Source organism: Lutispora saccharofermentans (assembly GCF_024363565.1).
Classification (GTDB): domain Bacteria; phylum Bacillota; class Clostridia; order Lutisporales; family Lutisporaceae; genus Lutispora; species Lutispora saccharofermentans.
Genome location: NZ_JAJEKE010000001.1, coordinates 518,113 through 538,613 on the forward strand (window position 1 = coordinate 518,113; position 20,501 = coordinate 538,613).

General features: G+C 38.6%; 23 protein-coding genes. 8 read left to right on the forward strand and 15 right to left on the reverse strand.

Annotated elements, in window-relative coordinates:
• Positions 1 to 134: 134 nt before the first annotated feature.
• Positions 135 to 1,100 (reverse strand): copper amine oxidase N-terminal domain-containing protein, encoded by a 966-nt coding sequence (locus LJD61_RS02545; RefSeq protein WP_255225906.1) that lies wholly within the window; start codon positions 1,098 to 1,100, stop codon positions 135 to 137.
• A gap of 278 nt (positions 1,101 to 1,378) precedes the next feature.
• Here LJD61_RS02545 and LJD61_RS02550 point away from each other — a divergent pair, with 278 nt between their 5' ends.
• Together LJD61_RS02550 and LJD61_RS02555 are read left to right on the forward strand one after the other, a co-directional pair.
• A complete protein-coding gene (locus LJD61_RS02550; protein WP_255225907.1) occupies positions 1,379 to 2,689 on the forward strand; it encodes a putative DNA modification/repair radical SAM protein in 1,311 nt (436 codons plus the stop codon).
• The gene (locus LJD61_RS02555) at positions 2,689 to 3,426 is read left to right on the forward strand and encodes a TIGR03915 family putative DNA repair protein (protein ID WP_255225908.1); all 738 of its coding nucleotides are present in this window, start codon (positions 2,689 to 2,691) and stop codon (positions 3,424 to 3,426) included. Before LJD61_RS02550 ends, LJD61_RS02555 begins: the two co-directional genes overlap by 1 nt.
• Positions 3,427 to 3,436: 10 nt before the next feature.
• Here the strand turns inward: LJD61_RS02555 and LJD61_RS02560 are convergent, their stop codons facing one another.
• The 8 genes from LJD61_RS02560 to LJD61_RS02595 all read right to left on the reverse strand — a co-directional run bounded on the left by LJD61_RS02560 (position 3,437) and on the right by LJD61_RS02595 (position 8,467).
• Positions 3,437 to 3,799, reverse strand: coding sequence for a YccF domain-containing protein (locus LJD61_RS02560; protein ID WP_255225909.1), 363 nt, complete (start codon positions 3,797 to 3,799; stop codon positions 3,437 to 3,439).
• A gap of 100 nt (positions 3,800 to 3,899) precedes the next feature.
• The gene (locus tag LJD61_RS02565) at positions 3,900 to 4,430 is read right to left on the reverse strand and encodes a GNAT family N-acetyltransferase (protein WP_255225910.1); all 531 of its coding nucleotides are present in this window, start codon (positions 4,428 to 4,430) and stop codon (positions 3,900 to 3,902) included.
• Between the two features lie 48 nt (positions 4,431 to 4,478).
• Complete coding sequence (locus LJD61_RS02570) at positions 4,479 to 5,207, reverse strand: DUF4367 domain-containing protein (RefSeq protein ID WP_255225911.1); 729 nt, start codon at positions 5,205 to 5,207, stop codon at positions 4,479 to 4,481.
• A complete protein-coding gene (locus LJD61_RS02575) occupies positions 5,185 to 5,754 on the reverse strand; it encodes an RNA polymerase sigma factor (protein ID WP_255225912.1) in 570 nt (189 codons plus the stop codon). The genes LJD61_RS02570 and LJD61_RS02575 overlap by 23 nt, the downstream gene beginning before the upstream one ends.
• A gap of 280 nt (positions 5,755 to 6,034) precedes the next feature.
• The gene (locus LJD61_RS02580) at positions 6,035 to 6,745 is read right to left on the reverse strand and encodes a hypothetical protein (protein ID WP_255225913.1); all 711 of its coding nucleotides are present in this window, start codon (positions 6,743 to 6,745) and stop codon (positions 6,035 to 6,037) included.
• A 132-nt stretch (positions 6,746 to 6,877) separates the two neighbouring features.
• On the reverse strand, positions 6,878 to 7,471 hold the full coding sequence (locus LJD61_RS02585; RefSeq protein ID WP_255225914.1) for a hypothetical protein: 594 nt from the start codon (positions 7,469 to 7,471) through the stop codon (positions 6,878 to 6,880).
• A gap of 550 nt (positions 7,472 to 8,021) precedes the next feature.
• A complete protein-coding gene (locus tag LJD61_RS02590) occupies positions 8,022 to 8,147 on the reverse strand; it encodes a hypothetical protein (protein WP_255225915.1) in 126 nt (41 codons plus the stop codon).
• 62 nt (positions 8,148 to 8,209) lie between these two features.
• A complete protein-coding gene (locus LJD61_RS02595) occupies positions 8,210 to 8,467 on the reverse strand; it encodes a hypothetical protein (protein WP_255225916.1) in 258 nt (85 codons plus the stop codon).
• Positions 8,468 to 8,652: 185 nt separating this feature from the next.
• Here LJD61_RS02595 and LJD61_RS02600 point away from each other — a divergent pair, with 185 nt between their 5' ends.
• From LJD61_RS02600 to LJD61_RS02610, 3 genes are all read left to right on the forward strand, one after another.
• Positions 8,653 to 9,414 (forward strand): threonine/serine exporter family protein, encoded by a 762-nt coding sequence (locus tag LJD61_RS02600; protein ID WP_255225917.1) that lies wholly within the window; start codon positions 8,653 to 8,655, stop codon positions 9,412 to 9,414.
• Between the two features lie 4 nt (positions 9,415 to 9,418).
• Entirely contained in the window at positions 9,419 to 9,853 is a 435-nt protein-coding gene (locus tag LJD61_RS02605) for a threonine/serine exporter family protein (protein ID WP_255225918.1), read from the forward strand.
• 77 nt (positions 9,854 to 9,930) lie between these two features.
• Positions 9,931 to 10,401, forward strand: a complete 471-nt coding sequence (locus tag LJD61_RS02610; protein ID WP_255225919.1) for a GNAT family N-acetyltransferase — start codon at positions 9,931 to 9,933, stop codon at positions 10,399 to 10,401.
• Here the strand turns inward: LJD61_RS02610 and LJD61_RS02615 are convergent.
• From LJD61_RS02615 to LJD61_RS02625, 3 genes are all read right to left on the reverse strand, one after another.
• Entirely contained in the window at positions 10,396 to 11,265 is an 870-nt protein-coding gene (locus LJD61_RS02615) for a radical SAM protein (RefSeq protein ID WP_255225920.1), read from the reverse strand. The genes LJD61_RS02610 and LJD61_RS02615 overlap by 6 nt on opposite strands.
• 247 nt (positions 11,266 to 11,512) lie before the next feature.
• Positions 11,513 to 12,142 carry a glycerol-3-phosphate acyltransferase gene (locus tag LJD61_RS02620; protein WP_255225921.1) on the reverse strand — a complete coding sequence of 210 codons (630 nt, stop codon included), beginning with the start codon at positions 12,140 to 12,142 and terminating at the stop codon, positions 11,513 to 11,515.
• Between the two features lie 186 nt (positions 12,143 to 12,328).
• Positions 12,329 to 12,925 carry a PsbP-related protein gene (locus tag LJD61_RS02625; RefSeq protein WP_255225922.1) on the reverse strand — a complete coding sequence of 199 codons (597 nt, stop codon included), beginning with the start codon at positions 12,923 to 12,925 and terminating at the stop codon, positions 12,329 to 12,331.
• Between the two features lie 102 nt (positions 12,926 to 13,027).
• Between LJD61_RS02625 and ltaE the strand changes: the two genes are divergently transcribed.
• Together ltaE and LJD61_RS02635 are read left to right on the forward strand one after the other, a co-directional pair.
• Entirely contained in the window at positions 13,028 to 14,053 is a 1,026-nt protein-coding gene (ltaE, locus tag LJD61_RS02630; RefSeq protein WP_255225923.1) for a low-specificity L-threonine aldolase, read from the forward strand.
• A 144-nt stretch (positions 14,054 to 14,197) separates the two neighbouring features.
• Positions 14,198 to 16,003 (forward strand): heme NO-binding domain-containing protein, encoded by a 1,806-nt coding sequence (locus tag LJD61_RS02635; RefSeq protein WP_255225924.1) that lies wholly within the window; start codon positions 14,198 to 14,200, stop codon positions 16,001 to 16,003.
• A gap of 6 nt (positions 16,004 to 16,009) precedes the next feature.
• On the opposite strand, the gene LJD61_RS02640 is transcribed toward LJD61_RS02635, so the two are convergent.
• The 3 genes from LJD61_RS02640 to LJD61_RS02650 are packed head-to-tail and all read right to left on the reverse strand — an operon-like array spanning position 16,010 to position 19,224.
• The gene (locus LJD61_RS02640) at positions 16,010 to 17,017 is read right to left on the reverse strand and encodes a FecCD family ABC transporter permease (RefSeq protein ID WP_255225925.1); all 1,008 of its coding nucleotides are present in this window, start codon (positions 17,015 to 17,017) and stop codon (positions 16,010 to 16,012) included.
• Positions 17,010 to 18,275: a heme ABC transporter ATP-binding protein gene (locus LJD61_RS02645; protein WP_255225926.1), complete on the reverse strand. Its 1,266-nt coding sequence runs from the start codon at positions 18,273 to 18,275 to the stop codon at positions 17,010 to 17,012. The genes LJD61_RS02640 and LJD61_RS02645 overlap by 8 nt, the downstream gene beginning before the upstream one ends.
• Positions 18,276 to 18,294: 19 nt before the next feature.
• Positions 18,295 to 19,224 (reverse strand): ABC transporter substrate-binding protein, encoded by a 930-nt coding sequence (locus tag LJD61_RS02650; protein WP_255225928.1) that lies wholly within the window; start codon positions 19,222 to 19,224, stop codon positions 18,295 to 18,297.
• A gap of 180 nt (positions 19,225 to 19,404) precedes the next feature.
• Between LJD61_RS02650 and LJD61_RS02655 the strand changes: the two genes are divergently transcribed.
• On the forward strand, positions 19,405 to 20,442 hold the full coding sequence (locus LJD61_RS02655) for an HD-GYP domain-containing protein (protein WP_255225929.1): 1,038 nt from the start codon (positions 19,405 to 19,407) through the stop codon (positions 20,440 to 20,442).
• The last annotated feature ends 59 nt before the right edge of the window (positions 20,443 to 20,501 follow it).

The following is a 20,501-nucleotide window of genomic DNA, read 5'->3' on the forward strand; positions in this document are numbered from 1 at the left end:
CAACCTCCTTTTGATCAATACTTAACCAGTTTGATCTATATAACTTCATTATATCAATATTCACTTACTATTGACGGCAAATAAAGGAAATAGTTCCAATAATAAAACGACTCCTTGTGGAGCCGCTTTATTATCTATTCCATTTTTTCTCCATTGTCTATTACAATTTGCCCTTCAAACACATATGCATTGTTCATGCGCATAACTTCTTTGAAGAAGCTTAGAGGGACAAAGGTCTTTTCTCCAAGAACTTCCGGAGCGGTTCCCAATTGAATGGGGGCGGTTTTCATATAGATATAATTATCTTGGCCTATTTTTAGTGAAATGCCTTTGCCGACCATAATGCTTTTCAATCCGCCATCCCAGGCAACTTCAAAGCCCAATGCTTCAGCTGCCGCACGGAGCGGGACCATGATAGTTCCCTGTTCATTAGTGTAAGCCCGCGGACCATCTATTTTCTTGTTATCAACAATAATATCCATATCCGCCGCATCATCTAATACGATCACCTTTATCGGGTTTGTTTGTGCCGGCATGCTTCTTGTAGACGGACCATACAAAACAACAAGCTTTCTGTTTGCCAGATCACCTTTAAAGCTTTTTCCTGTTTGTGAAATAATTTCTGTAGCATCCGAAATATTTAATTTTAATGTATTATCAGCACTGACCAAATCTTTGCCAAACATATCAACCTTAACATTTTCAGCTTGGCTTTGAACGGCAACAACTTTAGCATTATATTGGGCCGGATAGATCATGAGCATTGGCGCATTTGCTTCATAGAACCCTGTGATCACTGCACCTGTCACAATTTCAGCATTGTTTACAATATATGTGTCATCAGATACTATTATATTCGCTTCCAACCCTTCTTCATTTATAACATAGATCATCTTGGAACCTTTGATCCCTTCACGATCGGTTATTTTCTTGACCACTCCGGTAAAAGAATTGAAATAGGATTGAGGCAGAATTTCCTTGATCTGCTCTGCATCACTGATGATCCTTAAATCTTCCGGGTCAGCTGCAAAGGCTGTAATTGTTGAAAGCGATAGAATAGATACGGATAAAAATCCTGCAAATACTTTTTTAAATTTCATGATGTCTTTTCTCCTTTTTTAAATATGTTTTACACTACTTAGACAACATAAACAAAAAAAAGTTCCATACATATCCGAAGAAAGACTCTGCATCTATAATTATTATTGTACATGAAAAGAGGTGCAAAACTAATTGTCACATTTGATATCATGAGTCGGACAATAAGTTTTTCTTTTAACTTTCTGCAAAAAAATTTCAACTTATGCGAACATATGTTTGCATAAGTTGAGAAACTTTGGTAAGATTATAGTAAAAGCTGACTATAGAGGTGTATTTTATGAACCTTATAGAGAAAATTAAAATATTATCCGATTCTGCAAAATATGATGTATCCTGTTCCTCCAGCGGCAGCGACAGGAAAAACAAAAAAGGCGGAATAGGAAATGCTGCTCCTGCTGGCATATGCCACAGCTGGACTCCTGACGGCAGGTGCATTTCATTATTAAAAGTGTTGTTTACAAACTCCTGTATATATGACTGCAAATACTGCATCAATCGTTCTTCAAACGATGTACCCAGGGCTTCTTTTACTCCTGATGAGCTGGCAAGCCTCACCATCAACTTTTACAGAAGAAATTACATAGAAGGGCTTTTCCTCAGCTCTGCGATATGTCAAAGCCCGGACTATACCATGGAACAGCTTTTGAAATCCGTCAAGAGGCTGAGGGAAGAAGAGAATTTTAACGGATATATTCATATAAAGGCTATACCGGGAGCGAGCAATGCACTCATAGAAGAAACAGGAAAATATGTTGACAGGATGAGCGTTAATATTGAGCTTCCCTCAAATGAAAGCCTTAAGCTATTAGCCCCCCAGAAGACCAAAGAGTCCATAATAAAACCTATGGGATTCATTAAATCCGGGATAATTCAGAATCAGGAAGAAAAGCAAAGGTTTAAAAGCGCCCCTAAATTCGTGCCGGGAGGCCAATCCACCCAATTGATCATTGGAGCCACAAAGGACAATGATTTAAAGATTTTGAAGCTTTCGGAATCTCTCTATCATAGCTATGAGCTCAAAAGAGTATATTACTCTGCTTATATACCTGTTTCCAAGCACCCCAGCCTTCCTGCGATAAGCATGCCTCCGCTCCTGCGGGAGCACAGACTGTATCAGGCAGACTGGCTTCTGAGATTCTATGGTTTTAACTCTGGCGAGCTTTTAAATGAAAGGAATCCCAACTTTGACGAGCTGCTGGACCCAAAAAGTGACTGGGCGCTACGAAATCTGGATAAATTTCCTGTAGAAGTCAATAAAGCGGATTATTTTATGCTGCTCAGGGTTCCCGGAATAGGAGTGAAATCTGCTCAGCGCATCCTTCAGGCAAGAAGGGTTTCTGTCCTCGGCTTTGATGATCTTAAAAAGCTGGGTATAGTTTTAAAGAGAGCAAAATATTTTATAACCTGTAAGGGCAAGTATTTTCCTCAAAGAAGCATTCCGACTAATTCGGTATCAATAAGGAGAAATATACTGTCGGAAGACAATATCAAGATTCATGAGAATGTGGAGCAGCTGTCCTTCTTTACCCTTTTCCCGGGGATTATGGCTGCTAAAGAAAATATATCAAGGATTACAGGTGAATTATGATGCTCTATTATATATATGACGGCACCTTTGATGGGCTTTTGACAGCTATATACGATGCATATTATGAAAAGGATTTCCCTGAGCAGATTGTCCCTTTAAATAGCTTTACAGATAATTTCCTGATAAGGAGACATCATATACAGACTGACATGGAAAAATCCAGAAAAGTCCACGATGCAATAGTAAAAAAGATATCCAAAAATGCATTGGGCAACATAATGTATGCTTATTTATCAGAGCATGAAAATGCGGGTATTTACATACTGGAGTATCTGAGATTTGGATTTAAGGTGGGGAAGATCGTGGATTCCTACCTGTCCGATGACCGGGTATGCAATATAAACAAGCTGGTTACAAAAATAAACAGGGAAAAGCATCTGCTGTTGGGAATTATAAGGTTCAGGCTGCTGCAGGACAATATTTATTATGCTCCGATAGAGACACAATACAACACTGCGTGCCTCTTAGGAAAGCATTTTGCAGAGAGAATGGCCGACCAGATCTTCGTCATTCATGATGTGAAGAGGAACTATGGAGTATTCTATGATAAGACCAAATGGTTTATGAGCGATATAGAAATAAATGGAGGGATAGAATTTCACGAGAAGGAGCTGTTTTATCAGGAGCTTTGGAAGCAGTACTTTGAAAGTATAACTATAAAGGATAGAATAAATCCAAAGCTCCAGGCCAATTTTATGCCTAAGAAATACTGGAAGTATCTTATTGAGATGAAATAAAGCTTTTTCGCTAATGTATATGTGCACCAAATGGCATAAGGCCAAGTTTTGCAAGCTTCAAATGCTGAAGCCCAAAAGGTATCCCTACAATTGTTATGCAAAAAATCCCGGCAATGATGAGATGAGCTATGGCAAACTCCCAGCCGAAAACAAGAAGCCAGATGATGTTAAAGATCAATCCCCCTGCTCCAAAATTGCCAAGCTCTATTTCTTTTCCGAAAGGCCACAATACAAATGCTGAAATCTTAAAACACTGAATCCCAAATGGTATGCCGATAATTGTAATGCACAAAATCAAGCCTGCTAGAAACCATGCAATAGCTCCAATTATTCCACCAAATAACAGCCAAATAATATTGCCTAGAAAGCTCATTTTTCTCCCCCATTCATACTCTGATATGTAAAAGTTTAATATATTCTATTTATATATACGTCAATAGGAGAATAATGTTTAGCAAGATCCTTAATAACTTCTATATATTTTCAGGCTTTCGCTTCATATCATAATAGGCACAGGTCATGCCGAATATTTCAATATCCTTTATATATTTCAGCCCGATTTTTTCTATAACTTTTTTTGAAGCGGTGTTATCAGTCTTGGCAAAGGCGACTATCCTATCCAGCCCTACTACATCAAAACCAAAGTCCAAAGCTGCTCCGGCTGCTTCAGTGGCATAACCCAATCCCCAATATTCTTTACCGAGAGCATAGAGCACTTCTACTTCATCATTTTGCTTCACAAAATTAAGTCCGCAATGCCCAATTATTTTACCGCTTTCTTTTTCGATTACGGCCCATATGCCGTAGCCTTTTTCTTCCCAATGCTTTGACATACCAGCCATAGACTTTTCAACTTCTTCTTTTGTATAGCCTCTCCCCCTCGGGAGCCATTGGCCCACTTCATCCTGACCCATAATCTTTGAATACTCGTCTATGTCCCCAGTTTTGAAATGGCGCAGATAAAGCCTTTCAGTCTCCAATTGATTATTTTTATTATTTAACATAAAAACCCACCCTTTCTGGATTGTCATAATGAACATTACTTCTTCCGTTTATTTTTCCTTCTCAATGCTTTCCGCCATCTTAATAAGTTCATCCTTATTGATATTTGAAAACAAATTAAAGGAGGTTGTCTCATTTTTCCAAATGATAAATGTGTTATCATTTTCTGATTTAGCTTCAAACAAATATGCCTTTGTTTCGCCAATTGATATTTCAGTATAGTTTTTGTTTTCACTGTCGATTGCTGCAACGCCGTTGCTTGAAAGTAATTTCTGATCAAAATAAATTTTTATTTTTTTATTATTAATATATTTGATAGTTATCGTAGAACCTGATTTAACAACATCATATTGATAAAAACCTTCAGGAATATATTTAGGCTTGTAAAATCCACTCATATCTATTTCAGATTTATTTATCTGTTTTTCCTTTTCATCATACTTAATAGTCACATATCTGTCCTTCCAATCCAGGATAGCATTAAATATGGTGACTCGTGCTGCTTTGACACATAATAAACCTGCGCTCACTAATATAAAAACAATTCCAATGCCGGCAGCAATCTTCTTTGCCATTTGCGAATACATCCGGATATTGATTTTACGCCTGTGCTGTCTCAAAAGCCTTTGCATTTTAGCCTCAAATTCAGGCGTAGGTTTATATTCTCCTTCCAGTTGCTCCTCGGAGGGCATCTCTCTCATTTCCCGCTCAAAGTCCTCATTGACAGCAAGCTCAAGCATAGCGTCGAAAACTTTTTTATGCAAAATTCTCTTTTCCATTACATATACCCTCCTTTTGCAACTCTTTCATAAGAGCCCGGCGCGCCCTATGCAAGCGTGCTCTCACATTTCCATCTGATATTCCTAGTGCTTGAGCAATCTCATTATTCGAATAATTATATATCAGGCTTAATCTTAAAATATCGGTATAATTTTTATTGAGCCTTGATATGCACAAAAGCAGCAAGCTATAGCTCTCTTCAGAAATTATATAGTCAATAGGAGAGTTATCGTTATCCTCCAAAGTGTTTTCTAAATCATCAAAAGGTATCAATTCTTTATTTTTAATATGTTTTAACATATCAAGAGAAATATTTCTTACTATAATAACGACCAAACCTCGTGTTTTGTTACAGTTAATATCGGATATTAAGTGAAGATTATCAATAATTCTGATAAAGGCCTGTGAAACAGCATCTTCAGCAAGGCAAACATCGTGTAAAATGCTTCGCGCCGTATAGAGCATGGTATTCTTATATGCCAAATATATTTTTTCTGCCTTGTTCTTATCATTCTCATTATTAATAACCCCTAAGAAAGTGAGCATAATCTGACTCCTTTCCTTTTTTATTCTTAATCCCCATATTCATCCATTTATTCAGTTTAGCCTCATTTCTTTAATCATATAGATATTTACAGGCATATTTATATGATCCTTAATATAAGCTTTTCCTCTTATTATTATATCTTACACAAGATACCAATTTCAACTAAGCCATTGCTTCATTTTTTAAAGTACATAAAATACCTCCTCAACTTCGCTCCATCTATATAGCGAAACTAAGGAGGCATTGCCGTTTAGTTCTTTAAACATAAATTTCTTGTTCTTAATTGTTTGGGCCATAATCAACTATCATCCATTTTCCATCAACTTTATCGACAACCATAGCATTATCCTGCAATAAGCCCTCAGGGTTCGGCCCATTTACTTTCTTTGTATCGTAAAAGAAGTGCACTAAATAGTGAAATCCGTCTTGTCTGCCCAATACGGAAGCTTCCGGGCTTACCGGTTCTATTTGGTAGCAGAACTCATAATTATCAGATTCATAGAACTGGAAAAGAAGCTGTTGGGGAATCCATCCTCTTTTCTCCCTTTTTTTGTCACTTACATAAGACAATGCCTCCTTGTCTTTGATTTCTCCTGTTAGCTTATATTCATTTGAAGCCCTTATCACTCTTATTAAAATTTCTCTCTGCTCAGCTTTAACCTTATTGATTTTCTTCTGATCCATTTTATAGCTGGAATTATTAATGTCATTTTCTACCCATACAGGCAAAGCAGATGATACTTCAGTTAAGAATAGTTTTTTATTTGGGTATAAACCGCTTTGATATTCATCTAAAGATTCTGCAATTTTCTTTTGTTCTTCATCATATGAATATTTTGGATAATACTTCTGCTCAGATATAGTTTTTTGCATCGTTTCCATATCCTTACTCTGGATATTCAATTTGCTTAGCAAATATACATTTAACCCAATAGATATAACAAGAATTGCAATTGAAAATAAGATCATTGATTTAGACTTACTGCTCATTGAACGATCCCCCTTTCCCCTTTTTCGTACAACAAGCCATTATAAGAAGGACGCTGTATCATCCCTCTTATAATGGCAAATCTATCCTGTGCTGATTATTTTTAATATTTCTTTAATTTTGAGCTTATATTTTTAATCTTCCATTTTTTCTTCAATATAGATAAAATCAAAATCTCGCGACAATTCCTTTCCTTCCTTATCCAGCAGACGGCAGTTTTTTAAAGAGCTTACATTTACTTTAAATATGAAATACTCTTCTCTTGATATATCTTGTATATATTTGCTACCATCATCCTTTGTTATTTCTATAGAATCGATATTTCTATTATAGTTTTTTCCAGTCAAGATCAAATATTTATCTTTAAGGCCTTCTATAACATAGGCGTATACAAATTGCCTTTTATGAGCTATAGTTTGAACTGCATACTTATTGGTCAAGCCTTTATAAAAGTTTGCAAAGCCTACTATTTCACTTCCGTTTGCTGAAGGAAATGAATAAACAATAATTTTTCTAAAGTCAAAATCTAATTGTCTTCTTCTTATTATATCGTGTTTATCATAGCTCATACCTTCGGTTGCAGATACATTTTGAGCTATTATTTCTACAAGCTGTTCCTCTTGTATTTGAAAAATAGAAATGTGTAAAATTATTGCCAAAACAAGTATAATTACTATCGCTGCACTTTTATATACTTCTATTGAAAATTTACTTATGGCATTTTTCATATAATTTTCCTCCAAATACTTGCATTATGCCATATAAGGAACTGCTTGGCAGCCTTTGCATGAAAATCAGCCACTGGTTTAATAACTTCCATAGCTTACAGGTGAAACTCCCACAACCCCAAACATATCTAAGTATAAGGTTTTGCCAAAGGTTTCAGTTTTCCAGTCCTTTGGAATATATCCTTCATAATATGTTTTCCCTTTATATTTGACAGTATCATCATCAATAAATGCCTTTCTCCCGGTTACTTCTCTATAATGATTTGTATTAATTGTATCTGTACACATAAATGAATAATTGTCAATTTTTGCTGATACAGTTGTAGTTAAAAAATCTTTTATTTTGCCAGAAACAATGGATATTCCATAAGCAACACATATAGCTTTTAATGATGCTATATTATACTAAGCTAAGAAATATCAATACCTTCATAGAGTTTAAGTAATATATACAGCTACTACTCAGCAGATTATAATTCTGATTGCTATCAAAATGGATAAAAAGGCTCTCTTTTTTGCAATAAATTATTTAACTCAATTTTTTACCAAGCTATTCACAATAGACTTCGTCATAAACACTTACGCTTTCAGAGCTTGTGCCTTTGTATACCTTGGCATTGATAGTCAAACGGTAAGTATAACCGTCTTTAACATAGTAGCTTTTGTTAAAATACATTTCGTCTCCGGTTGCCTCCAAGCCGCTCCAGGTCTTAATGGTTGTCAGACTTCCATTTGTATTTATGCGCTGTAGTATATAGCTTTAGCAGTTATTTTTGTCGTACCAGGCTTACCCTCAACACGGGCTGTGCAATTTGCCTTTAGCCCCGTAAATGCTAATTCTACTATGACACAATCTGTATTTACCCATTCCAAAACAGGATTTGCGTCTGCAGATGCTCTAAATAATTGGCCTCCATCTGACCACAATACATTAACACTTGTGCCTATAAGCATCAATATTGCCATAATCAAAGCTGCCGCTTTCTTTGCTTTCAATAGACATCCCTTCTTTCGTTTATTTTTTTGAGGATTTTTTACCCTCTACTAAATAAACGATTGACTATACCATTTTGTTACAGTGCTAAAAATCCGCCCTATACGGATTGTCATTAATGCATATCTGCATTATACTATATATTGTTTTCTAAAATATAACGTAATTTGGTAAAGTGGTGATAAATGTGGAAGTAAAAGAAGCTTTAGATGTAGCTCTGCTCAGCGGCGAAATTCTTCTTACCAGCGGTTCAGAGATATATAGGGTGGAGGATACCATAGACAGGATATGCAATGCCTACGGCATAAAGTCCGAGTGCTTTGTGACCCCTACCGGTATCTTCATATCAGGTTGGTCAAAGGATAATCCAAAGGAATCGGTATCACTGGTAAAAAGGATTAAATCCAGGACTATTAATCTGCATAGCATAGAGATAATAAATACTTTTTCAAGAAGCCTTCAGACCAAAAAGGTTCCTTATGATGAAGCAATGAAATTATTAAGAGGTATGGAGAATGCTCCTTATTTCCCTTTTTATAGAAGGCTTATAGCATCAGGAGTGACGTCCCTTGCCTATGCCATGCTTTTTGGAGGTACTGCCGTTAACGGAATAGTTGCTGGTATCATAAGCATGCTCATATATGCATCGAGAGATAAGATGAGCAGGGTCAGCCTGTCTCCGTTTTTTCTGGACTTTGTATGGAGCTTTATAGCCGGCCTTATGGCAATCTTCGCGAACAGATTTATAATACCGATAGATATAAATTCGGTAATAGTCGGCTCTATTATAATTTTATTCCCCGGGCTTGCCATCACCAACGGGATCAGGGATGCACTATATGGGGATATTTTATCAAGCCAGGCAAGGCTTACGGAGGCTTTGTTTACCGTTACGGCTATTGGAGTAGGAGTCGGCATAGTTTTATTACTTATGAAGTATTGGATGTGATTTTATGAAGGAGATTATTCTTGCTTTTCTAGGCAGTTATTGCCCTGCGATTTTATTTAACATTGAAAGGAAGAATCTGTTCTGGGCCGGCATCTGTGGTGCCATGGGCTGGATAACCTATGACGGCATATATATTCTGTCCGGCAATAAGATTTTCGCTTCGTTTATTGCTTCGATAGTTATCAGTCTTACCAGCGAAATCATGGCTAAAGTATTTAGAACTCCGTCAACTGTATTCAATGTTCCGAGCCTGCTTCCCATTGTTCCGGGTATACCGGCCTATTATACGGTGCTCAATATTATCGAAAATAATATACAAGAAGCTCTGTACAAGGGTCTTGAAGCCATCGGCATCGCCGGCGCAATAGCTTTTGGGATTTTATTGGTCTCAACGGTTTTCAAATACATAAACTCGAAAAAAAATCAGGCATGCCTTTGATAAGCGTAGGCAGCCATTGCTTTTGCTTTCTGACAATGTTAATTTTAATATAGTATCTCTCCAAGGGGGTTTATATTATGAAAATAAGACCTATGGAATCGGGAGACATCGGCGCAGTCAGGGAATTGATAGATATATGCAAGCCGCTGGATTTGCACACGCCATTTACATATTGGATATTGTCGGAGTATTTTAATAACACATGCATGGTGCTAGAGGATGAAGGAACAATAGTCGGGTATGCCGGAGGCATCAAAAGCTCTTCTATGGAAGGAATATTTTATCTATGGCAGATAGGGCTGCTTTCCGGTTATAGGGGCAAGGGTTATTTCAGCTTGCTTTTAGATAGGATTATTGAAGAAATAAAAAAGTCGGGCTGCCATTCTTTGGAGTTTTCCGTGCTCTCCGATAATTATCAGAGCATCAGCGCTTTCTCCGGTTATGCAAAAAACAAAGGCTTGCCCATGAAAAAGAGAGGCAGCCTTCGTTTTTATGATAAACTGGCGGGTGAAGAATGCAAGGAGGATATATATAGGATTGCTCTATAAGCCTCTCAGATATTCCTCCTTGAAGTCAATTTCGCCCTCAATGGCTTCTTGAAGCTGGTTTATCAGCAATTCCCTATCTCTATTCAGAGTCCCTTTCAGCGATAAGTAGTTGGAGGCATGATTGCTTCTGAATACACAGCCTTCGCAGTCAAGGTTTCTTAAAAGCTCCAATGTTTCTACGGCTATCTCCCGAGGGGTTAAAAGCTTGAAGGAGCCTTCTTCTACCTCTTCATACAGCTTAGTCCCGAGTTCCACCATAAGGGTCAGCAGGCCCAGGAAATCAGGCTTCATCTTGTTTATCGCCTTAGCCGATTCGAGGGCATGCTCCTTCCAAAGCTGCTTTCCGCCCAAGCCTGATATCAGAGTGACAGAAAGAAGTATCCCTGCTCCTTTGACCTTTTGCCCTGCCTCCACTATTTCCTGAGAGTCTGCGCCTTTGTTTATGTTCTTTAATATTTCGTCGCTTCCGGACTCCAGCCCCAAATATGCGATGCCAAGTCCCGCTTCTCTGAGCAGTTTTAAATCCTCATGGGATTTCAGCATTATGCTCCTTGGAGATGCATAGATTCCTACTCGCCCGCACTCAGGTATAGTATTTCTTATATGTTCCAATATCTTTAAGAGTTCTGCCGTCTTGATCATCAATGCATCGCCGTCAGCCAGGAAAATCCTCTTTATGCTTTTATACAACATCCTTGCTTCACTGATGTCTTGAATTATATCTTCTATGCTTCTTATTCTAAACTTTTTATCCTTATACATGCTGCAAAAGCTGCATTTATTATGAGAACAGCCGATAGTCGCCTGGACTATAAGGCTCCATGCTTCGCTTGGCGGCCTGTATATGCTTCCTTCGTATCTCAAAGTCTCCACTTCCTTTCTGAAATTATATATAACGCATTAAATAGCTGTTATCCTGGCTGATAAAAGAGTGCATTGTGAAGGAGCTTAGAGTTTGTTAGCGAAGTATAGGACAAGTTGCGTCAACTGTTTGAGCCGAAGCGAGTTTTGACGCAACCCTATGCAAGCTTACAAACTCTTAGCCCCGGAGCTCTGCAATCGTTATCAGCCAGGATAACATTATCGCTGTAAAATCTTTTTCACGTTATATCTAGTTTTGCTTCTTTTTAATGGTCTGCCTGAGGCCCTTTTCTTCTTTTCTTATAATCCTTTTAATATTCGGCAGATGATTATAAATAGCAAGCGCTGCAATTATCATTGAAACGGTTATCGCTCCAAGCCCCAGCTTCAAATATGCGGTGGCAGCAACAACGATCAGGACAAGGACTATAGTGCCTAAAGCTATATAGTCGGTGATCAATGTCACTATTATAATAGTCAGTATCCCTAATACTGCAAGAGGAATATTGACTGCCATGAGCATGCCTATAAGGGATGCAGTGCCTTTTCCTCCTCTAAAATTCATGAAAAATGGGTGGTTATGTCCCAATATTACAAAAAGGCCGTTTAGATATAGGTAAAAGTTAAACAGGCTTGGATCCGCGACATCTTTATATAAGGCTTTTATAAGCATAACAGAAACTACGGCCTTTGAAATATCCAACAAAGCAACTAACACCCCATATTTCCACCCCAGAGAAATAACCGTATTTGAGGCACCTGCATTGCCGTGACCCAGATTTCTTATGTCTACATTCCTAAGAAGCTTGCCCAGTATATAGGAGAACTGCAAGCATCCAAATACATATCCGATTAAAGCGACAATAAAATAATCCTTCATAGCATTTCTCCCTATTAATATTTTCTTAATTATATCTGTTGTACTAGCTGATAGCAAGTATAAAGCTTCGAGGCTAAGACTTTGTAAGCTTGTATAGTAGTTTTATCCTATATTTCCATGAAAATAAAAGGGTATTCTCATAGAAAAGCGATGCAAAAAATTATCCCCGGTATTCCCGGGGAATCATCATTTTATCCTGAATGATTGAATTATTCTGTTGAACATCAGGGGGTAATATTTTCTCCAGTCCTTTTCATCCGTATAAAAGCTTGCTCTATATATCTTCCCTTTTCCGTCTTCTAAAAATGCTTCATAAGATCTATAATAGCCTCCTGTGTCCTTCGGCCTTTCATATTGCAGCAGATAGCCTTTGTTTCTGTTTACCATTATTTCTTTCAGATTGTAAGATTTGAAGTCTGTAGAATCTACTGCCGCATTTTTCGCCTCCTCCAGAAATTGTGACAGAGGCTTATCTATTTTCCATACTTGAATAAAGCCATGTATCTTTTTATTGGGAGTGATATAGTTCAAATCATAGATTATCTCGCCGCCCATAAATTTTTGCTCCCATGCAGACCAGGATGCAGGTATAGAAAATTTAAAGCTTCCATCCAAAACCTCATAATCCTTATATCCTTGCCTTTCCATCTTCTGCAGTTCTATATTAGCCTTAAATACCGCTGCGGTATCCGATATTCTTCCGTAAAAGGTCAACATCAGCATGACCAATAAAACCATAGCAGCTACATAAGAAGCATAATGCCTTTTTAATATTTTTTTCAAGATTTTCCCCCCTTTTCCCTTTGAATCCTCTACTTAATAAATATGACATATATAAAATGATAATGTATAATATATCTATAATTTACATGGAGGTGTTTTTTATTGAGGTATATAGATTTGAGAAGCGATACTGTAACCATGCCTACAGCCGAAATGAGAAAGGCCATGTTTGAAGCCGAGGTAGGCGATGATGTATATGGGGATGATCCTACCATCAATAGATTAGAGAAACTGGCCGCCGACATAGTCGGCAAAGAGGCTGCTATGTTTGTTGCCAGCGGCACCATGGGCAATCAGCTCGGCGTTATGACTCACACTTTACGGGGTGATGAGATCATACTTGGTGAAAACGCTCATATAGCCGTTCATGAGGTAGGGGCCGCAGCAGTGCTGTCAGGTGTTCAGCTCAGGACTATCAAAAGCGGTGATGATATCCTTTATCCCGAATTAGTCGAAAAAGCTATAAGATCTGATGATATACATGAGCCCAGAACAGGGCTTATATGCTTGGAAAATGCACTGGCTAACGGAACTGTGGTTCCCCTTGAGGTGATGAAAAAAGTATATGAATTGGCCGTTGAGCGCGGCATTCCCGTGCATCTTGACGGAGCCAGATTGTTCAATGCGGCTGCAGCTTTAGGCGTGACCGCCGCTGATATAGTACAATACACAGATTCAGTCCAGTTTTGCCTTTCCAAGGGCTTGTGCGCCCCAGTAGGTTCCATTTTGGCCGGTACCAGCGCTTTTATTAATAGGGCAAGGAAGAACAGGAAGCTCCTCGGCGGCGGCATGAGGCAGGCAGGTTTTCTGGCAGCGGCAGGTATAATAGCACTTCAGGACATGATAAAGCGGCTGGAGAAAGATCACGAAAATGCCAGGTACCTGGGAAAGAGGCTTCTTGAAATTCCGGGCATCGAGCTTAACCCGGATAAAATTCAAATCAATATGGTATTCTTCAAGCTGAATCGCCCTGATTTTGACCCGAATCTTCTTGTTTCAAAGTTCTTTGAAAAAGGCATAAAGATAAACGGTGAAGAGGGCGGGCTTTTTAGATTTGTGACGAACAACGATGTAAATAAGCAGGATATAGACTTCGTAATCGATACTATGAAAGAAATATTATTATAAAAGAGGCTTCTCTTGAAATGTATTTAACGGAAAGTTAACACTGAGTAAATCTATATTTTACTATGCATTTCAGAATAAATATTGTATATATTTAGCTTATGATGTATAATTTGTCATACGAAGCTGAAAATTGGGGGTTTTTGTATGAAAGGTACAGTGGTTTCAACCTGGATAAACAGCTTAAGAAATCTATACGGTGATGAGATTGTAAACTCTTGCTTGAGAATAATAGGGTGGCAGGAGGACAGAGTCATATCTCCTCTGGAAGAAATTGACGATAAAGAGCCTGCAAAGCTGATAGAAGAAATAGGGAAAAAAGTGGGCAAATCAACCGAGGAAATATGGCGCAAGGTTGGCAGAAGCAATATTGAATCCTTTTTCAAATGGTTCCCGTCATATTTTGAACGCCGAAACGTAAAGGCATTCTTGCTCATGATGGATGATGTGCATGCTCAATTGACAAGGATGATCAAGGGAGCAAATCCTCCCAGACTGATTGCAACGGATCTGAGCGAAAAAGAAATTGAAATGAAATATATATCGAAGCGCGGATTGTTTGATTATTTTCTTGGATTATTGGAGGGCTGCGGCGACTTTTTCAAGGAAAAGATTCAGGTCCAGGAGCTGGAAAGGGGCAAGGAAAACAACCTGCATATGCTCAGGGTAAAGATAACTGTAGAGAAAGGCTTGCATAGCGAGAAAACCTTCAATCTGTCCAGGATTTTATCCTTGGGCTTTCTAAAAAAAGTAGATATTAAAATTTCATTCTTGAGCGCTTTAGCCTTGCTGCCTATAAGCTATCTGCTGACAAAAAACTGGCTGGCTTCGGGTATCATCTCCATATCCTTGTTTGCGGTCAGTGAGGTAATAGCTTTAATAGCTCTGGCACCTCTGAGGCTCTTTAACGAGGAAATAGGAAAATTAAATAATCTTGATTTTTCTTCATATACAAGGGTAAAAACCGGTGATGAGCTGGAGTCCTATTTCCAACAGCTCAATGGCATAAAGCAGTTGTTCCAAAAAGATTTCCTCTTCTTAAAGGGAGGAAATGATGACATGTATAATTACACAAAGACATTTTCAGATATAGCAAGAAATATGAAAAATGTATCGGACGGCATATCCGGCATTGTGCAGGATGTCGCTGAGGGGGCAGTCCATCAGGCTGAGGAAACCGAAAAATCCGTATACATAATCAGTACAAATATGGATACATTGAACAAGATTGCTCAAGAGGAGCTCAAAAGCAAAGACAGGCTTGAGGAAGCCGTTAAAAGCATTAAGACCTCCTCGGAAGAGACTCAAAGAGTAGCAAAGATGATATTATCCATCAGAGATGCTTTTGCCCATGTGAATTCTCAAGGGGTTGAGCTTTCCAAAAGAGCCAACGATATTATGAATATCGTAACAACCGTCGAGAATATTGCAGACCAGACCAATTTGCTTTCATTAAATGCTGCGATAGAATCAGCAAGAGCCGGAGAGCTGGGCAGAGGATTTGCAGTGGTCGCGGGAGAGATACGAGGCTTGGCCGAGGATTCCAAATCGGCGGTAAAAACAATCAACGAAAACCTGAAAATGTTTACGGGAGAGGTAAGCAGCCTTGTAGGCAGTATAAATGCCCGGTTCAATCAGCTTGAGGAAAGCAATACAACCTTGGAAAAGGTTGCAAAGGACAATACGGTATCCACAGAGCATATAGGTTCTGTTTCCTCAGATATAGTAAGGCTTGTGGAAGAGATGTCCGCACAGACAAAGCAGCTTTCCGATGTATTTGAAAATGTGCATTCCCTTGCGGCAATAGCCGAAGAGAATTCTGCCGCATCTGAAGAGATGAGTGCCAGCGTAATCGAATATTCCAACAAAATAAAAGAGCTTACCATGTATATCGAAGAATTGGAAAAGTTATCCGGAAACTTCAAAACAGAATTGGGTAAATATAAACTATAAAGGGTGCTATGCAGCACCCTTTGATTTTTGTCTTTTTAATAAGAATATGAAAAAAGGTCCCCCCATTATGGAGGTCATAACGCCTACCGGAATTTCCGAAGGCTGAATAAGGACTCTTCCCAGAGCATCTGACAGCATCAATATGGCAGCTCCCATTATGGCGCTGTAAGGTATGAGCTTCCTATTGTCAGAGCCCCAGATAAGTCTTACGATATGAGGTGCCACCAGACCCAGAAAGCCTATGGTCCCGCCTGTGGACACCACTGCTCCGACTATAAGAGAACATATGACAAGCAGTATATATTTAAGCTTTTCAACATCTACGCCCATATAGTGAGCTGATTCCTCACCCAAAGACATGATATTCAACTCTCTGGAAAAAAAGCATAATGCTAATATTCCCGGCAGTATGAAAGAACTGGAGAATATAAGCTTTTGCCATGTGGCAGAAGATAAGCTTCCCATAGTCCAAAATACTATTTGCTCCAGTTTATTTCTATTAAGCATCATCAAGAAGGATATAATGGATGAGAGAAAATAGCTGACAGCCACTCCTGATAAAAGCAGTGAGTTTATTGAGACTCTATTCTTAGTTTTGGAGATATGGTATACGAAAAAAAGGGTGGAAACCGCCCCCAGGAAGGCAAAAGCTCCAGTCGTCCCATAGCCGAATATGCCAATGCCTGTTACTATGGAAAGCACTGCTCCCAGAGCAGCTCCTGATGACATTCCCAAGGTATAAGAATCCACCAGCGGATTCTTAAATACACCCTGCATAACCCCTCCTACAGCAGATAAGCCTGCGCCTAAAACTGCAGAGATAATTACACGCGGCATCCTTATATCTATCAGAATGGCTCTATTGTCTGTATCTTTTCCCATAAACACTATTTCGATTATCTCCCTTAAGGGTATTTCGACAGCGCCTATTCCTACCCCGATGAAAAAGCAGATGATAAAAAAAGCCAACAAGATGCTCAGGGACAATATATTTTTTAATGTTTCTTTACTCATTTCCTTCATCTGCCTTTAACAATGCTTCTATCAATTCATATTCTTCCAGTTGTATAACATTGAGCTGCTTTTTTAATCCTTTATAAAGGCTTCGCGCTTCGCCTCCGGTATAGTCTCTTTTTTCAAAGTCACGGTCTCCCAAAATATATATCTTCTTATCCTTCAGCTGTTTTTCTGTAAGGAGTTCAAGGTTTCTTATATTAGCCTTGCTGAAATATATTGGCATGAGAACAATACAGTATGCCGCAAGAGCAAGCTCAAGATTTTTTTCATATGCTTTTTGAGTAATATTTAAAAAAGGAGTTTCTTCGGCTACATCCAGTTCATACTCTTTGGAAGCAGCCCAATCAGAATCTCCTATGTTCAATACCCCTGTGGAAACGGTAAAACCATTATCTGCTAATTCTTTAATCAACTTTGATCCGCTTCCCCCGCCGCATATTATGTGAATTTTTGTATCTCGCTTCTTTTTAGGTATCGTTGATATCGGATATATATAAGTTTTTCCGGTGACGGGATTCTTGCTGACGGTTACATCCGTATTAAAGACATGGGCTATATTTTCAGCGGTCAGAACCTTCTCTGGCTCTCCTTCGCAAAAAATCTCCCCTGCTTTGAGCATAACAATATGATCGCTGTACGCAGAAGCCATATTCAGATCATGCAACACAGCTATAGAAGCCAGGCCCTCTTCCATGCTCATTCTCTTTATCAAATCCAATATTTCCACTTGATGCTGCAGATCCAGATGAGAAATGGGCTCATCCAGCAAGAGCACCCTCGGCTGCTGGGCCAATGCCTGGGCCAGTATGACCCTTTGCTTTTCACCGCCGCTCAGTTCATTGTAGAGCCTATCGGAAAACTCCAGGATATTCGTATATCTCATGGCTTTTTCTACAATCTTTATGTCCTCTGGGGTTTCTCCCTTCAGCCTTTTTATGTATGGGTGCCTGCCCATAAGCACTATATCCTTGACCTTGAAGTCGAACTCCAAAAGTATATTTTGCGGCACCATGGAAAGCCTTTTGCTGATTTCTCTTTGTGAAAGCTCCTTCAGATTTTCTTCTCCGATCAGGACTGCTCCTCTTTGAGGCTTCAGGAATCCGGAAAGCGTCTTTAATAAAGTGCTCTTGCCTGAGCCATTAGGTCCTATTATGCTAATAAAGCTGCCCTCTTTGATCTTCAAATTGATATTTTTCAATACTTCTTTATTCCCATAGCAAAAACCCAGGTGTTCAGCACTTATCTCATAATCCATCTCCATACCTTCCTATTGCCTAAAATGCGTCGCTATGAAGCACCTTTGCCATTTCACAAATGGCATCCACTATTCTTGGCCCTGGCCTTGCTACTATATTGTCATCTGACATTATATGTATATTCCCTTTTTTTACACATTCCAGCTTCTGAAAGAAGTCATCCTTCTCAAAGTCTTCCTTTCTCATGCCCTCATCGGTTGCATGATAAGAAGCTATGAGGATATCGGGATTTTGTTTTATAAGCTCTTCCGGGCTATATTTTGACCAGCCTTGTGTCTCTTCTGCTATATTCCGGCCTCCGGCAATTTGTATTATTTCATTGATAAAAGTCCCCTGTCCTACGGTGAATATTGGATCTTTCCAAACCAGATAGAATACCTTGGGCCGGTCTTTACCGCCGACCTTGGACTTTATATTATCGATGCTTTTATGCATATTGTTAATTATCTCTTCTGCGTTTGCTTCTGCTCCTACCAATTTGCCTATCATAGCTATGGAATCAAATATTGAGTCAATATCCGAAGCCTCAGTGGAGATCACAGGTATATCAAGGCCTTCAAGGGCTTCTATTATATCCTCCTGAATGTACCCTCCTGCTAAAACCACATCCGGATTGACCTTTTTTATCATTTCAATATTGGGATTTTCAAAATCTCCGATCACCTCAACGCTTTTGGCTTCCTCAGGATAGTCGCAAAAGCTTGTAACGCCTACCAACTTTTTTCCTGCACCTAAGGCAAAGACTATTTCAGTATTGGTAGGAGAAAGAGATACTATCTTCTCAGGTTTTTTTTCTAATACAACACTCCTGCCCTTAATATCAGTTATTTCTACTTTCTTAGCCGCATCTTCTGCTCCCTTATTTGCTTCCCTTTGGCAAGATGCCAGCAAGGGCAGCAACAATAATACAAATAAAATTAAAATCATTCTCTTAAGCTTCAACTTCATAACACTCCCACCTACATATTTGCAGTATAATTCTAGCACATGCAATATGGATTTACAACATTTTGAGTCTATCGGGAAATATGAAACATTTGTAAATATAAGTCGAATCTGTTATAATATTCTTAACATTTTTCAAATCTTAAATTAAACCACTAATAAATAATATCAAGAGGTGAGCATATGCAGTCTATAATGAACATTAACATTGAAGCATGTGTACCGGGGATGAAAGTATCTGAAGAAATATTGAACAGCTTTGGGGCTACTCTTATACAAAAAGACAGCGTACTGGATAACTACACAATAAATAAGCTGATGGAGCTGGGCATTGAAAGTCTTAAGGTTTATGAGGGGCTTGAGCCCGAGCCCAGCAATAGTAATAAGGTAGCTGCAATCTATTCGGAAAAAGTGGATGAATTTAAGAACATCATAAAGGACATAGGAAATGGCAAAACTTTGGATACATTAAGGGTTCAAGCGATCGTCAGAGATATTAACAACAACTTTACCTCAGTAAATGACATTGTAGCGAATCTTAACAGTATCAGATCCATTGATGAATACACATATTCCCACAGCATCAATGTGTCTCTTTTATGTTCACTAATAGGCAGCTGGCTGAACCTAAACGAGGTCCAGAGAAAATGTCTTTCTTATTGCGGTCTGCTCCACGACATAGGCAAATCTAAAATATCTCATGAGATTTTAGAGAAGCCGGGTCCTTTATCGCCCAAGGAATTCGAGGAAATTAAAAAACATTCGATTTTAGGCTACAAAATACTTGAAGGAAATGTAGCCATAAGCAAAGACATCATGTTAAGCGTGTTAATGCATCATGAAAGGGAAGACGGCTCCGGCTACCCATTCGGGATAAAAGGAAACCAGATCAGCCTATATGCAAAGATAACCGCCATAGCTGATGTATTTGATGCCATGACATCAGATAAAGTCTATAAAAAGCGCCAAACTCCCTTTGATGTATTTGCCATGTTTGAAAGCGAGTATTTAACAAAATGCGACACTAATATTTTACTTACATTCCTCAAAAGGATAGCTGACTATTATATAGGAAGCAGAGTTAGGCTTAACAATGACGAATATGGTGAGATAGTGTTCATCAATCAGAAGGCCATATCAAAACCTATAATTAGACTGGAGGACTTAAGCATAATAGATATGAGCAAAGAAAAAGGTTTGTTTATTGCAGAAATATTTTAGCATATTGCGTAAGCTGCGCCGCTAAAAAGTGGAATATCTGATATAATAGAATTGATAAA

Excerpts from the sequence above, each read along its gene's own strand:
- LJD61_RS02545 (WP_255225906.1), bottom strand. The coding sequence starts at position 1,100 with ATGAAATTTAAAAAAGTATTTGCAGGATTTTTATCCGTATCTATTCTA.
- LJD61_RS02550 (WP_255225907.1), top strand. The coding sequence starts at position 1,379 with ATGAACCTTATAGAGAAAATTAAAATATTATCCGATTCTGCAAAATAT.
- LJD61_RS02555 (WP_255225908.1), top strand. The coding sequence starts at position 2,689 with ATGCTCTATTATATATATGACGGCACCTTTGATGGGCTTTTGACAGCT.
- LJD61_RS02560 (WP_255225909.1), bottom strand. The coding sequence starts at position 3,799 with ATGAGCTTTCTAGGCAATATTATTTGGCTGTTATTTGGTGGAATAATT.
- LJD61_RS02565 (WP_255225910.1), bottom strand. The coding sequence starts at position 4,430 with ATGTTAAATAATAAAAATAATCAATTGGAGACTGAAAGGCTTTATCTG.
- LJD61_RS02570 (WP_255225911.1), bottom strand. The coding sequence starts at position 5,207 with ATGGAAAAGAGAATTTTGCATAAAAAAGTTTTCGACGCTATGCTTGAG.
- LJD61_RS02575 (WP_255225912.1), bottom strand. The coding sequence starts at position 5,754 with ATGCTCACTTTCTTAGGGGTTATTAATAATGAGAATGATAAGAACAAG.
- LJD61_RS02580 (WP_255225913.1), bottom strand. The coding sequence starts at position 6,745 with ATGAGCAGTAAGTCTAAATCAATGATCTTATTTTCAATTGCAATTCTT.
- LJD61_RS02585 (WP_255225914.1), bottom strand. The coding sequence starts at position 7,471 with ATGAAAAATGCCATAAGTAAATTTTCAATAGAAGTATATAAAAGTGCA.
- LJD61_RS02590 (WP_255225915.1), bottom strand. The coding sequence starts at position 8,147 with ATGTATTTTAACAAAAGCTACTATGTTAAAGACGGTTATACTTACCGT.
- LJD61_RS02605 (WP_255225918.1), top strand. The coding sequence starts at position 9,419 with ATGAAGGAGATTATTCTTGCTTTTCTAGGCAGTTATTGCCCTGCGATT.
- LJD61_RS02610 (WP_255225919.1), top strand. The coding sequence starts at position 9,931 with ATGAAAATAAGACCTATGGAATCGGGAGACATCGGCGCAGTCAGGGAA.
- LJD61_RS02620 (WP_255225921.1), bottom strand. The coding sequence starts at position 12,142 with ATGAAGGATTATTTTATTGTCGCTTTAATCGGATATGTATTTGGATGC.
- LJD61_RS02635 (WP_255225924.1), top strand. The coding sequence starts at position 14,198 with ATGAAAGGTACAGTGGTTTCAACCTGGATAAACAGCTTAAGAAATCTA.
- LJD61_RS02640 (WP_255225925.1), bottom strand. The coding sequence starts at position 17,017 with ATGAGTAAAGAAACATTAAAAAATATATTGTCCCTGAGCATCTTGTTG.
- LJD61_RS02645 (WP_255225926.1), bottom strand. The coding sequence starts at position 18,275 with ATGGATTATGAGATAAGTGCTGAACACCTGGGTTTTTGCTATGGGAAT.
- LJD61_RS02650 (WP_255225928.1), bottom strand. The coding sequence starts at position 19,224 with ATGAAGTTGAAGCTTAAGAGAATGATTTTAATTTTATTTGTATTATTG.
- LJD61_RS02655 (WP_255225929.1), top strand. The coding sequence starts at position 19,405 with ATGCAGTCTATAATGAACATTAACATTGAAGCATGTGTACCGGGGATG.